Annotated in this window: 12 protein-coding genes; 9 read left to right on the top strand and 3 right to left on the bottom strand. The window is 37.5% G+C overall.

Annotated elements, in window-relative coordinates; all coding sequences use genetic code 11:
• Positions 1–462: 462 nt before the first annotated feature.
• The 7 genes from AAZR93_RS03770 to oppF all read left to right on the top strand — a co-directional run bounded on the left by AAZR93_RS03770 (position 463) and on the right by oppF (position 8,962).
• Entirely contained in the window at positions 463–1,107 is a 645-nt protein-coding gene (locus AAZR93_RS03770) for a YchE family NAAT transporter (RefSeq protein WP_294349866.1), read from the top strand.
• Between the two features lie 590 nt (positions 1,108–1,697).
• Complete coding sequence (locus AAZR93_RS03765) at positions 1,698–3,275, top strand: ABC transporter substrate-binding protein (RefSeq protein ID WP_434719629.1); 1,578 nt, start codon at positions 1,698–1,700, stop codon at positions 3,273–3,275.
• A gap of 92 nt (positions 3,276–3,367) precedes the next feature.
• Positions 3,368–5,008, top strand: a complete 1,641-nt coding sequence (gene oppA, locus AAZR93_RS03760; protein WP_294106047.1) for an oligopeptide ABC transporter substrate-binding protein OppA — start codon at positions 3,368–3,370, stop codon at positions 5,006–5,008.
• 81 nt (positions 5,009–5,089) lie between these two features.
• Positions 5,090–6,010: an oligopeptide ABC transporter permease OppB gene (oppB, locus tag AAZR93_RS03755; protein WP_294106050.1), complete on the top strand. Its 921-nt coding sequence runs from the start codon at positions 5,090–5,092 to the stop codon at positions 6,008–6,010.
• Positions 6,011–6,024: 14 nt separating this feature from the next.
• Positions 6,025–6,933, top strand: a complete 909-nt coding sequence (gene oppC / locus AAZR93_RS03750) for an oligopeptide ABC transporter permease OppC (protein ID WP_294106052.1) — start codon at positions 6,025–6,027, stop codon at positions 6,931–6,933.
• 11 nt (positions 6,934–6,944) lie between these two features.
• Positions 6,945–7,934 carry an ABC transporter ATP-binding protein gene (locus AAZR93_RS03745; protein WP_336429991.1) on the top strand — a complete coding sequence of 330 codons (990 nt, stop codon included), beginning with the start codon at positions 6,945–6,947 and terminating at the stop codon, positions 7,932–7,934.
• Positions 7,931–8,962 (top strand): murein tripeptide/oligopeptide ABC transporter ATP binding protein OppF, encoded by a 1,032-nt coding sequence (gene oppF / locus AAZR93_RS03740; protein ID WP_434719023.1) that lies wholly within the window; start codon positions 7,931–7,933, stop codon positions 8,960–8,962. The genes AAZR93_RS03745 and oppF overlap by 4 nt, the downstream gene beginning before the upstream one ends.
• Positions 8,963–9,058: 96 nt before the next feature.
• Here oppF and AAZR93_RS03735 read toward each other — a convergent pair whose 3' ends face one another.
• Both AAZR93_RS03735 and cls read right to left on the bottom strand, forming a co-directional pair.
• Complete coding sequence (locus tag AAZR93_RS03735) at positions 9,059–9,391, bottom strand: HI1450 family dsDNA-mimic protein (protein ID WP_434719022.1); 333 nt, start codon at positions 9,389–9,391, stop codon at positions 9,059–9,061.
• A 21-nt stretch (positions 9,392–9,412) separates the two neighbouring features.
• Positions 9,413–10,873 carry a cardiolipin synthase gene (gene cls, locus AAZR93_RS03730; protein ID WP_294106060.1) on the bottom strand — a complete coding sequence of 487 codons (1,461 nt, stop codon included), beginning with the start codon at positions 10,871–10,873 and terminating at the stop codon, positions 9,413–9,415.
• A gap of 312 nt (positions 10,874–11,185) precedes the next feature.
• Between cls and AAZR93_RS03725 the strand changes: the two genes are divergently transcribed.
• The gene (locus AAZR93_RS03725) at positions 11,186–11,359 is read left to right on the top strand and encodes a YciY family protein (protein WP_294106063.1); all 174 of its coding nucleotides are present in this window, start codon (positions 11,186–11,188) and stop codon (positions 11,357–11,359) included.
• A 123-nt stretch (positions 11,360–11,482) separates the two neighbouring features.
• Positions 11,483–12,202 (top strand): TonB family protein, encoded by a 720-nt coding sequence (locus tag AAZR93_RS03720; RefSeq protein ID WP_434719021.1) that lies wholly within the window; start codon positions 11,483–11,485, stop codon positions 12,200–12,202.
• A 121-nt stretch (positions 12,203–12,323) separates the two neighbouring features.
• On the opposite strand, the gene yciA is transcribed toward AAZR93_RS03720, so the two are convergent.
• Complete coding sequence (gene yciA / locus AAZR93_RS03715; protein ID WP_294106070.1) at positions 12,324–12,740, bottom strand: acyl-CoA thioester hydrolase YciA; 417 nt, start codon at positions 12,738–12,740, stop codon at positions 12,324–12,326.
• Positions 12,741–12,922: the final 182 nt, after the last annotated feature.

Here is a 12,922-nt window from a genome sequence, read left to right as displayed (position 1 = left end):
TAAGACTAGCCGGAAAGAAAAGTATAGATAGTTTTATTAATATTTCTGCTCGTTACTGCTAATTGGCTTAAAAATCTGTTTAAAATTGAATGAAATGATCTGTTATCTGCAAGGTAGTGTCTCTATCAGTTGGTAACAGGTTAGCAAATTAGTAATTAAATAAAGTGATCTTAATCACAAAAAATGCAAGCTGACACCTTTCAGCATGAATATTTCGGCTTAAGTTAAATTGATGATGAATATTTATTAATAAATTTACCTTTATGGTCGGATAGAAGGTGAATTTTAAAACTTTTTACAATTTTTAAGTTACAAAAATAAGTCACCATTAAAAGGAAGATAAAAAGTAACATAATCAAATTAAAGGAAATCATGGTTTGTTCAAGGAATTTAATTGTATCAATGATAAGATTAGCAATAGGTGAAATCTCTCGAATGAGAATCTTGTAAGGATATGAATGGGTGAGCGCAGCATTACTGGATTTATCGGGCTATATTAAGTTTTTTATTGGTCTATTTGCGTTAGTAAACCCAGTAGGAATTCTACCGGTGTTTATTAGTATGACTAACTATCAAGGTATTGCGGGAAGGAATAAAACAAATACGGTCGCTAATTCTTCAGTAGCGATTATTCTTTGTATTTCTTTATTAGTGGGTGACTCAATACTTGCACTCTTTGGTATTTCGATAGATTCGTTTCGTATTGCGGGTGGAATACTCATTGTAACGATCGCGATGTCGATGATCAGCGGAAAAATAGGTGAAGATAAACAAAATAAACAAGAAAAAACAGAAACCGCCGTTCGCGACAGTATCGGAGTGGTACCTTTGGCATTACCACTTATGGCAGGACCTGGTGCAATCAGTTCTTGTATTGTCTGGTCTTCTCGATGGAATGGATGGCAGAATTTTATCGGTTTAGCGATTACGAGTATATTTTTTGCTTTTTGTTGTTGGTTATTGTTTCGTTCAGCATCTTTACTTGTTCGTTATCTTGGGCAAACAGGTATTAACGTTGTGACTCGTATTATGGGTTTACTGCTTATGTCATTAGGTATTGAATTCATTGTCACTGGTGTGAAAGCGATATTTCCTGGTTTACTCTAATTTTTATATTCTTCTATTCAAAATAGCCGGCTAAACCTAGGCGGCTATCCAACCTCTAATCTCATTTACTTTTAAAAAATCAAAGTATTACCATTAAAGTGAGCCACTCTTATTATTATTGATATTGTAAGAGGATATTTTAACTGCTTATTTAATAGGCACTTAAAGGTGATTTTGGTAATAAATATTTTTTGTCATTATATGCCGCATTTTTTGCCAAATCAGGCATAAAAAATGTGGAATTGTGAGCTAAGTAAAATTATTCACTATTCTAATTGGTGTTTGTTAATGATATGTTTATATTCACTTTAATGATTATTAAGAAATTATATAAAGAGTCTATCTAACTTATTGTAATTTAATTATATTTATAAAATTAATGGTTGAGGGAAATTTAAGAATAACTTAAAATTTTATTAGATGTTAAATTAATGTTAATAAATTGATTGTTGAAAGGTAGATATTACTAGCGATATTTTTAGTTGAAAGACTCGTTTTATCAGTTAACTATCTAATAGATAAGATACTATTAACAACTTCAGGGGGATGTAGTGACAAAATCGATAACATATTTGAGCATACTTCCTTTTTTGTTTTTAGCGTTAGAGGCTAAGGCAAATGAACTTACTAAAAATGTATCACCGCAAATAATTACTATTAATAATGGCTCTGAAGTCGTATCCCTTGACCCGCATAAGGTTGAAGGTGTTCCTGAAAGTAATATCATTTTGAACTTATTAGAAGGATTGGTTTATACGGATATCGACGGAAAGTTAACACCTGGAGTCGCTAAAAATTGGGAGAATGATAAATATACGCGTTGGATTTTTACATTAAGAGAAGATGCACGCTGGAGTGATGGGACTCAGGTTATTACTGAAGATTTTGTTTACAGTTGGCGACGTTTAGCTGATCCAAAGACAGGTTCTCCTTATTCAAGTTATTTACAAAATGCCTATATTGAAAATGCTGCTGAAATATTAAAAGGAGATATGCCAGTTGAATCTCTCGGTGTTAAAGCGTTAGATAATCATCATTTAGAAGTTACATTAAGTCGTCCTGTTCCATATTTTGTGGACATGTTAGGACATACTGCGATGAAACCCGTTAACATGAAAATCATTGAACAGTATGGTGACAAGTGGACCCAACCTCAAAATTTTGTCGGAAATGGCGCTTATTTATTAGATCAATGGATTGTTAATGAACGTATTGTTGTTAAACGCAATCCGCAATATTGGAATAATAAAAATAGTCGAATTAACCAAGCTACCTTTTTATCAATCTCCTCTGAAGTTAGTGATATTAATCGTTACCGTAGTGGTGAAATTGATATTACAAACTCGGCCATTCCTCCCGCACTATTTCAAAAAATGCAGGTAGAAAGACCAAATGAATTATATGTACGCCCATACTTGTGTACTTTCTATTATGAGATTAACAATCAAAAAGCACCATTTAATGACTCAAGGGTGAGGGAAGCAATTAAATTAGGCTTAGACAGAGAAACCATTACAAATAAAATTATTGCGCAAGGACAAACTGTTGCTTACGGTTTTACACCTACTTTTATTAATAATGGTGATTTCGCATTACCTAGTTGGGTTAAATTAAGCCCAGAACAACGATATCAAAAAGCCAAGCTATTGCTAGCCGAAGCCGGATATAATGAAAAAAATCCGCTTAAGTTCTCTCTTTTATATAACACGTCCGATCAAAATAAACAGCAAGCTATTGTTGCAGCTTCTATGTGGAAAAAAAATATTGGAGCGCAAGTTATATTACAAAATCAGGAGTGGAAAACATCATTACAAAGTCGGCATGAAGGAAATTATGATGTTGCTCGAGCAACTTGGTGTGCGGATTATAATGAACCTACCTCTTTTTTGAATATGATGTTATCGCAAAATAGTAATAATACGGCGTTTTATAAGAACAAAGGCTTTGATGCACTACTCGAAAAAGCCTTAATAGCGCCAACCCCCCTCGAACGTAATCAAATTTATCAACAAGCTGAAGCGCTATTAGATGCCGATTCTGCGATTGTCCCTGTTTATTACCGCGTTAGTGCTCGAATGATAAATCCGACAGTTGGTGGATTTAAAGGTGAAGACCCTCTTGATTATATGGATATTAAGCGGTTATATATAAGAGAAGATGATAAATAACATTTAAATAATTACAAAAAGTGCTTACAAACTTAAGTAAGTAAATACATCAACAACACAATCATAATAATAGTAAGGGAGTAGCTGATACGATGAGTAAATTAATCAATAAAACTCTTGTTGCATTAAGTGTTACTGCTGGACTCATGGCGGGTAGTGTTGCAAGTAGTTTTGCAGCAACAATCCCTGCTGGTGTCGAATTGGCAGAAAAACAACTTTTAGTACGCAATAATGGCTCAGAACCTCAATCACTTGATCCTCATAAAATTGAAGGTGTTCCTGAATCGGCATTAGCAAGAGATCTGCTAGAAGGTATTACAATTGTTGGCCCAAATGGTGAAATCTTACCTGGCTCAGCAACGAGTTGGGAAAATAAAGATTTTACTGAGTGGACATTTAAAATTCGTGAAGATGCAAAATGGTCAAACGGTGACCCTGTTACTGCGCAGGATTTTGTATACAGTTGGCAACGTTTAGCTGATCCAGATACCGCATCACCATATGCAAGCTATTTACAGTACGCCCATTTTCTCAATGTCGATGATGTTATTACCGGTAAGAAAAAACCATCAGAATTAGGCGTCAAAGCGCTTGATGACCATACTTTGGTTATTACGTTAAGTGAGGCAGTGCCTTATATTCCTAAATTGTTAATTCACTCATCCATGTCACCCGTTAATAAAAAAACGATTGAAAAATACGGTGCCAAATGGACCCAACCACAAAATTTTGTCGGAAATGGTGCGTATAAATTAAAAGATTGGACCGTTAATGAACGTATTGTTTTAGAGCGTAGCCCAACTTATTGGGATAATGCGAATACGGTGATAGATCAGGTTACTTTCCTGCCGATCTCTTCTGAAGTTACAGATGTTAACCGCTATCGTAGTGGTGAAATTGATATGACTTATAGCAATTTGCCAATAGAACAATTCAAAAGCTTAAAAGAAAATATGCCGAATGAATTACGTGTAAGTCCATATTTGTGTACTTATTACTATGAAATTAATAATGAAAAACCGCCGTTTAATAATCCGAAAGTGAGAGAGGCGCTGAAGCTTTCAATGGATAGAGATGTGATCACTTATAAAGTGAAGGCGCAAGGTGATATTCCTGCATATGGATTTACTCCTCCCTTTATTTATGGGATGAATGCAGAAAAACCGGAGTGGTATACTAATATGACTCAGGAACAACGTAATGAAAAAGCGAAGCAATTACTGGAAGAGGCTGGGTATAATAAATCGAATCCACTGAAGTTTAATTTGTTATATAACACGTCTGACTTACATAAACGAATTGCTATTGCCGCTGCGTCAATGTGGAAGAAAAATATCGGCGCAGAAGTAAAACTTGAAAATCAGGAATGGAAAACATTCTTAGATAGTCGTCATCAAGGAACTTATGATATTTCTCGAGCAGGTTGGTGTGCAGATTATAACGAACCTTCTTCTTTCTTAAATATGTTACTTTCCTATAGCAGTAATAATACCGTTCACTATAAAAATACTGACTTTGACGCTGTAATGAAAAAAACATTACAAGTTAAGACTGATGAAGAACGTGCCGAATTATATAAGCAAGCTGAGAAATTGCTTGATAAAGACTCCGGAATTGTCCCTCTTTACTATTATGTAAATACTCGCTTAGTTAAACCTTATGTGGGTGGCTATAGTGGTAAAGACCCATTAGATAACCTACATACTAAAGATCTCTATATTATCAAGCACTAGTCATATTAGTCTGGCTCTAATGATGGGCCAGACTTCATTTGACCATTACAGCCTAATAGGCAATAGAAGTAGGAAAGGGCAATGTTTAAATTTATTTTGCGTCGTTTACTTGAAGCAATTCCGACACTTTTGATTCTTATCACCATTTCATTTTTTATGATGCGACTTGCACCTGGAAGTCCTTTTACGGGGGAGAGAAAATTGCCGCCGGAAGTGATGGCAAATATTGAAGCCAAATATCATCTTAATGATCCGATGTATAAGCAATATTTTAATTATCTTGTTCAGCTTTCTAAAGGCGACTTTGGTCCCTCATTTAAATATAAAGATTACAGTGTTAATGAATTAGTGGCTAAGGCATTTCCGGTATCAGCCAAATTAGGCGCGACTGCTTTTATTGTTGCGGTTTTTTTTGGTGTAACTGCGGGGGTGATTGCTGCACTTAATCAAAATACTAAGTGGGATTTTACAGTCATGGGTTTTGCCATGACGGGGGTTGTCATCCCAAGCTTCGTTGTGGCTCCACTGTTGGTACTTATTTTTGCCATTCACTTAAAATGGCTACCAGGTGGAGGTTGGGATGGTGGTAACGCCACACACATGATTTTACCGATGGTTGCACTTTCGTTAGCATATATTGCGAGTATTTCTCGTATCACTCGTGGTTCTATGATTGAAATTATGCATTCTAATTTCATTCGCACTGCCCGCGCCAAAGGTTTACCGTTAAGAACCATTATTTTACGTCACGCATTAAAGCCTGCATTACTCCCGGTATTGTCATATATGGGGCCTGCATTTGTTGGCATTATTACTGGTTCAATGGTTGTTGAAACTATATTTGGTTTACCGGGGATTGGGCAATTATTTGTTAATGGCGCGTTAAACCGAGATTATTCATTGGTACTGAGTTTGACAATATTAGTGGGTATATTAACGATTGCCTTTAATGCCATCGTTGATGTGTTATATGCCGTTATTGACCCTAAAATTCGTTATTAGACCGGAGACCCACTATGTTATTAAATAAAAAAAATAGTGAAGCTCTGGAGCAATTTACAGAGCAGCTTGATATTGAAGGGCGTAGTCTTTGGCAGGATGCCCGTCGGCGTTTTATTCATAATCGTGCCGCCATTTTTAGTTTATGCATTTTATTTTTAATTACGTTGTTTGTTATTTTTGCTCCGATGTTATCGCCATTTCTTTATGATGATACGGATTGGGAAATGATGTCTATGCCGCCAGATGCAGCAACAGGACATTATTTCGGGACCGATGCATCTGGACGTGATTTACTTGTTCGAGTCGCTATTGGTGGAAGAATTTCATTGATGGTTGGTGTCGCAGCCGCACTCGTGGCTGTTATAGTCGGTACTTTATATGGCTCATTGGCGGGTTATGTCGGCGGCAAAATTGACTCATTGATGATGCGTATTCTTGAAATTCTAAATTCATTTCCTTTTATGTTTTTTGTCATTTTATTAGTCACTTTATTTGGTACCAATATTTTACTGATATTTGTTGCCATCGGTATGGTGTCTTGGCTTGATATGGCACGTATTGTGCGTGGGCAAACATTAAGTCTTAAACGTAAAGAATTTATCGAAGCTGCATTAGTGAGTGGTGTAAGTACTCGACATATTATTTTACGTCATATCGTCCCTAATGTGCTCGGGGTGGTTGTGGTGTATGCATCATTATTAGTGCCAAGTATGATTTTGTTTGAATCATTCTTAAGCTTTTTAGGTTTAGGAACTCAAGAGCCGTTAAGTAGTTGGGGGGCATTACTCAGCGATGGTGCTAATTCAATGGAAGTCACACCTTGGTTGCTGCTTATACCTGCGGGATTCTTAGTGATTACATTATTTTGTTTCAATTTTATCGGCGATGGCTTACGTGATGCCCTCGACCCGAAAGATCGTTAAAGGGGATATATATGACAATAATGACATCTAAAAGCCCTCTTTTAACTGTAAAAGATCTCAATGTGACATTTTCTACACAAGATGGTGATGTGACAGCGGTTAATAAACTTAATTTTGAATTAAGTGCAGGAGAGACCCTTGGAATTGTTGGGGAATCGGGCTCAGGTAAATCACAAACGGCATTTGCATTAATGGGATTACTCGCCAAAAATGGCCACATTGGGGGTTCTGCTATTTTTAATGGGCGAGAGATCCTTAATTTAAAGGAAAAAGAACTTAATAAAATGCGAGCTGAAGAAATATCGATGATATTTCAAGATCCAATGACATCATTAAATCCTTATCTAAAAATAGGTATCCAACTTTCTGAAGTTTTAATGCTTCATAAAGGAATGAGTCGTCATGAGGCATTTGAAGAATCTATTCGTATGCTTGATGCAGTGAAAATGCCAGAAGCGCGTAAACGTATGCATATGTATCCCCATGAATTTTCAGGTGGAATGCGTCAACGAGTTATGATTGCAATGGCATTATTATGTCAACCTAAGCTATTGATTGCAGATGAACCCACAACCGCATTAGATGTTACTGTGCAAGCACAAATTATGACGCTCTTAAATGAGCTAAAAAGTGAATTTGATACAGCTATTATTTTAATAACACATGACTTAGGCGTTGTGGCAGGTGTATGTGACAAAGTATTGGTTATGTACGCAGGGCGTACCATGGAGTATGGTACTGCGCGCGATATTTTTTATGCGCCATCACACCCTTATTCTTTAGGTTTGCTTGCTGCGGTACCGCGTCTTGATGGTGATGACGAAAGTCTGGCAACTATTCCAGGCAATCCACCGAATCTATTAAGATTGCCTAAAGGGTGTCCATTTTCTCCTCGTTGCCAGTTTGCTAGTGCTCAATGTGTTGAAAATGAACCTCTGCTAACAGGATTCTCACAAAATCGCCTACGTGCCTGCTTTCAGCCTGTGGAGGAATTAGCATGACACAGCAATCTACTAATCAAGAACAAGACAGGCAAAAACAAGATAGGCAAGTCTTATTGGAAGTTAACGATCTTAAAGTTCACTTTTCGATTCGAGATAAAAAACAATGGTTTTGGCAGCCAGATAAAAGTCTTAAAGCAGTTGATGGCGTTACTTTGCGTCTTTATGAAGGTGAAACTTTAGGTGTTGTCGGTGAGTCAGGGTGCGGTAAATCAACTTTTGCACGAGCCCTCATTGGCTTAGTTAAAGCGACCGATGGTACGGTGAGTTGGTTAGGCAAAGATTTACTTGGAATGAGCAATAAAGAATGGCGTAATGTGCGTAGTGATATCCAAATGATTTTTCAAGATCCATTGGCATCACTGAATCCACGTATGACCATTGGCGATATTATTGCAGAACCACTCAAAACTTATCATCCAGAAATGTCACATACTCAGATTCTTGAAAAAGTAAAAGCGATGATGTTGAAGGTCGGCTTATTACCTAATCTGATTAACCGTTATCCGCATGAGTTTTCTGGCGGGCAATGCCAGAGAATTGGGATTGCCCGTGCGTTGATTCTTGAACCTAAATTGGTTATTTGTGATGAGCCAGTATCAGCACTCGACGTTTCCATTCAAGCACAAGTCGTCAATTTGTTGCAGGAACTACAGCGCGAAATGAAGCTTTCACTGATTTTTATCGCCCATGATTTAGCGGTAGTGAAACATATATCAGATCGCGTATTAGTGATGTATTTAGGTCATGCCGTCGAATTAGGTACTTATGACGAGGTGTATAATCATCCATTACATCCTTATACTCGAGCGCTGATGTCTGCTGTTCCTGTCCCCGATCCTGACAAAGAAAAAAATAAAGTGATTGAATTACTCGATGGGGAACTTCCATCACCGATTAACCCACCGTCTGGTTGTGTATTTAGAACGCGCTGCCCGCTGGCGGATGAGGAATGTAGTAAAACAAGACCATTATTGGAAGGTAGTTTTAAACATGCAGTATCATGTTTAAAAATTGATCCGCTTTAATCATAGTGGTTTAAAATTAGCGTTAAAAAAATAAAAAGGGCCAATCGGCCCTTTTTACTGCATGGCAATAACTATTTGAAAGTATTTAGATAAAAACTAGTTTTTCCATAAAATATGATGGAATGGTTTTTTAGGATCACGGCTAATGAGAACTCGTGCAAAAATATCATCTAGCTCATCTTCGGCTGTTTTCGCCAATCCGATCACGACTTCACTTAGCGTTTTTAACTCAAGCTCATTTGTTAAAATCATTTGCCAGTGATCAGTTATGGGCACTATTTCTGCCGCACCACACTCTTCAAACTGTAAAGCAAAAATTAATTGATCCGCAGGTTCTAGATTATCCATTGCCCCTTCGAGGAAAAGGTCATATGCGATTTCAATGATTTCATCTTCATCAATTAAATTTGTATTATGCGTTGCTGTCATGGTCGTTCCTAAAAATTATAATTATAACAATGGGCTAAAGAAATAACATAAGCGTTCAACGACACGATTCCAAAATGGGCGTTGTTCCCATTCATCTATTTCTAAGCGAGTTGAGCGAGCCATATAGTCATACTGGACAAGCGTGAGATCGCTACCAAAACTCTTATCGTCGATGACAACAGTTATCTCAAAGTTTAACCATAAGCTGCGCATGTCTAGGTTAACTGAGCCGACTAAACTGAGTTCACCATCGACAAGGACGCTTTTTGTATGTAGTAAGCCATCTTCGAACTGATAAATCTTAACGCCAGATTCAAGTAATTCGGTGTAAAACGAGCGACTTGCCCAACGTACTAAAAATGAGTCATTTTGACGAGGCATAATAATACTGACGTCAACACCACGCATTGCAGCAGTGCAAATGGCATGTAACAGGTCATCACTCGGTACGAAGTAGGGGGTCGTCATAATTAACTGCTTACGTGCAGAGAACATGGCTGTCATTAAAGATTGTTGAATAAGCTCATCAGGGAAACCAGGCCCTGAGGCAATAGTTTGCGTTGTATGTCCATTGGCCTGTTCAAATGGCATCATATTGGCATCAGGCGGCGGTGGCAGTATACGTTGGCCTGTTTCCATCTCCCAGTCAAAAGCATAGACAATACCCAAGGTGGTGCTTACAGGGCCTTCCATTCGAACCAGTATATCAATCCACTCACCCACCCCTGAATCTTGCTTAAAATAGCGTGGGTCGACCATATTCATACTACCGGTGTATGAAATATAATTATCGATAATGACTATCTTACGATGTTGACGTAAATCCATACGGCGTAAGAAAAAACGCATTAAATTAACTTTAAGCGATTCAATGAACTCAATACCTGCTGCGCGCATTTTATCTGGATAATCACTACGGAAAAAATGCCAGCTACCCGCAGAGTCAACCATAATACGACATTTGACACCGCGCTTAGCCGCGTTAAGAAGGGCGTCTGTAACGCCGTCTACAAGACCACCAGGCTGCCAGATATAAAATACCATTTCAATGGAGTGTTGCGCATTGTTGATATCATTAACAATCGCTTTGAGAGAGTCTTCACAAGTTGTTAAGAGTTGTATTCGGTTGCCTTTTACACCAGCAATGCCTTGGCGTTTTTCACAGAGTTGAAACAGAGGCTCGGCGACAGGACTATTCTCTGACGTGAATATATGTTTTGAATGACGTAAATTTTCTAGCCATGTTGCGACTGATGGCCACATGTGATGTGCTTTATCGACACGGCGCTTGCCTAAATGTAACTCACCAAAAGCAACATACGCAATGATACCGACCAATGGCAGGATATAGATAATTAATAACCACGTCATCGCTGAAGTCACAGGTCTTCGTTTTACTAGAATTCGAACCGTAACAGCTGCAATAATTAGCCAATAAAGGAAAAAAAATAGCCAGCTAACGAAAGTATAGACTGTTGCCATAATTGATTGCATGCCTCACTGACAGGGTGAAAAATGGAAGAAATAGTGTCAAAAAACGAGAGTTTAGCTAAATTTCACCATATAAAATCATGATCAAAACTAAACTTAATAGAATTTAGCAAAAATTGGTTACAAAAGCTTTGTTAAATGCATAAATCTATAATGAAATTATAATTTAGCTTGTTTATTATTTATAGTTGTAATTATTTAATATGGATATTTAGGGGTTAAAAAAGTTCTACTTGGCTCCTTTGAGCAAAAGAATATAATATTTTTTGAAAATTAATTATTCATCTGAAAAGGACACAATAAATGAGACGTAGTAGGCATGAAGTTGCTCGCTGGAGAATGTTAAGACAGGCTCTTAGACGCCGTCGTCGCTGGTTGGAAGGGCATTCTAGGCGTAATATGCACATCTACTCAATGCGTAAAATTGACATTTATAAACGTCGTCATTCTCTGTTATTTGCTCAATGGTGTGAGTAGGGTTATTAAGGCTTTTATTCACATTTTTCACTTTGAGTGATAAAGCTTATTGAATATGATTGCTATTTGCATTTAAACTATCAGTCATATTCATTAAGTACAGGTGTAGGGTAGAAATTGCATATGCGCTGGATCCGTTGGGTTTTCATTATTGTTATCTCGTTATCTATACATGCGGGCCTCGCAATGGCTTGGATTTTCAATCAACCAAATTTGGTTAAAAATCCAGAACCTATGAGCATTGCAATGATAGCGTTTGAAGAAGAGGCTCCCGCAGCTCAGCCTGTACCGCAGGTAGAAACGCCGGTGGAACCTGAGCCAGAACCAGAACCTATCGTGGAACCTGAACCCGTTGTTGAGCCAGCTATTGCTTTACCGCAAAAAAAACCTGAAGTTAAAAAGAAACCAAAACCTAAAGTAGAAGAAAAGAAAAAAATTAAAGAAGAGGCTAAGCCTGTTGAAAAGCAGCTGGCAACAAATAATTCAAACACAGAGTCTAATTCACAATCGAAGGTAGAAAAATCGAATGTGACTGCCAAAAATAATGGCCCGGCTAACAACCAATCAACGAGTAAGAGTGGGCCTAAAGCGTTACGTAAGCAGGCTCCTCCATATCCAGATCGCGCACGACGACTGGGTAAAGAAGGTTATGTTAAAGTCCGTTATGATATTGATGAAGATGGGCGTGTGACGAATATTGAATTTGTGGAAGTCTCACCAAAAGGATTATTTGAGCGAGACGTTAAACGTGCGATGAATCGTTGGGCATATGAAAAACAACCGGCTAAAGGTTATGTGACAGAAATTTATTTCAAACTTGATGGTACGGTTAGCCAAGTATAAAAATAGAAGTCATATTATAAAGTTACCCCATTACTTTCTTGATAAAAAATACCGCCGTGAATAATTATTTCACAGCGGTATTTTTTATTTTATGGCTATATTTGCAAGTCGTAAAGCTAGTTTAATCTGAGCTTTCTAACTGAAAATGTTGTTTTTCTTTTGGCAATTCACGAGGTGTACTGTCGTCATTGACTGCGACATAAGTAAAAATGGCATCAGTTGCACGGTAACGTTGACCTACGGGTTCTGTAGCCACTTTTTTTACCCAAACTTCAATATTGATAGTGATCGAGCTTTTACCTGTTTTTACGCAACGTGCATAGCAACAAACGACGTCACCTACAGCAACAGGCTTTTGAAATTTAATACCATTAACCGCGACGGTGACAACACGTCCCAGTGCTATTTCTTTCGCTAGAATAGCGCCGCCAATGTCCATTTGAGACATTAACCAACCACCAAAAATATCGCCATTTGCATTGGTGTCCGCAGGCATAGCCAGCGTGCGTAAGACGAGTTCCCCGTTAGGTAATTGCATATCCAACTCTTAGTTAAAATAATGATTTAAAGGATAATTATACTTTTATAGCAAATTATAGTGACAATAGTAAACTAGAACAACATCTTCTGCCACGATGATTTATAACCAAATGATTTTTGTATGAAGAAAATACGTTAATCATCAATATTGACTATAGTGTGTCAAACGCCTCCTGTAAT

Origin of the sequence: Providencia sp. Je.9.19 (genome assembly GCF_051129765.1) — a bacterium.
Taxonomy (GTDB): Bacteria; Pseudomonadota; Gammaproteobacteria; order Enterobacterales; family Enterobacteriaceae; genus Providencia.
Note: the sequence above shows the minus strand (reverse complement) of the source record. Positions and strands in the feature narration are given on the sequence as shown.

Bases quoted from the DNA above. Each gene is read 5' to 3' on its own strand.
- oppA (WP_294106047.1), top strand. From the start codon at position 3,368: ATGAGTAAATTAATCAATAAAACTCTTGTTGCATTAAGTGTTACTGCT.
- oppB (WP_294106050.1), top strand. From the start codon at position 5,090: ATGTTTAAATTTATTTTGCGTCGTTTACTTGAAGCAATTCCGACACTT.
- oppC (WP_294106052.1), top strand. From the start codon at position 6,025: ATGTTATTAAATAAAAAAAATAGTGAAGCTCTGGAGCAATTTACAGAG.
- AAZR93_RS03745 (WP_336429991.1), top strand. From the start codon at position 6,945: ATGACAATAATGACATCTAAAAGCCCTCTTTTAACTGTAAAAGATCTC.
- oppF (WP_434719023.1), top strand. From the start codon at position 7,931: ATGACACAGCAATCTACTAATCAAGAACAAGACAGGCAAAAACAAGAT.
- AAZR93_RS03735 (WP_434719022.1), bottom strand. From the start codon at position 9,391: ATGACAGCAACGCATAATACAAATTTAATTGATGAAGATGAAATCATT.
- cls (WP_294106060.1), bottom strand. From the start codon at position 10,873: ATGGCAACAGTCTATACTTTCGTTAGCTGGCTATTTTTTTTCCTTTAT.
- AAZR93_RS03725 (WP_294106063.1), top strand. From the start codon at position 11,186: ATGAGACGTAGTAGGCATGAAGTTGCTCGCTGGAGAATGTTAAGACAG.
- AAZR93_RS03720 (WP_434719021.1), top strand. From the start codon at position 11,483: ATGCGCTGGATCCGTTGGGTTTTCATTATTGTTATCTCGTTATCTATA.
- yciA (WP_294106070.1), bottom strand. From the start codon at position 12,740: ATGCAATTACCTAACGGGGAACTCGTCTTACGCACGCTGGCTATGCCT.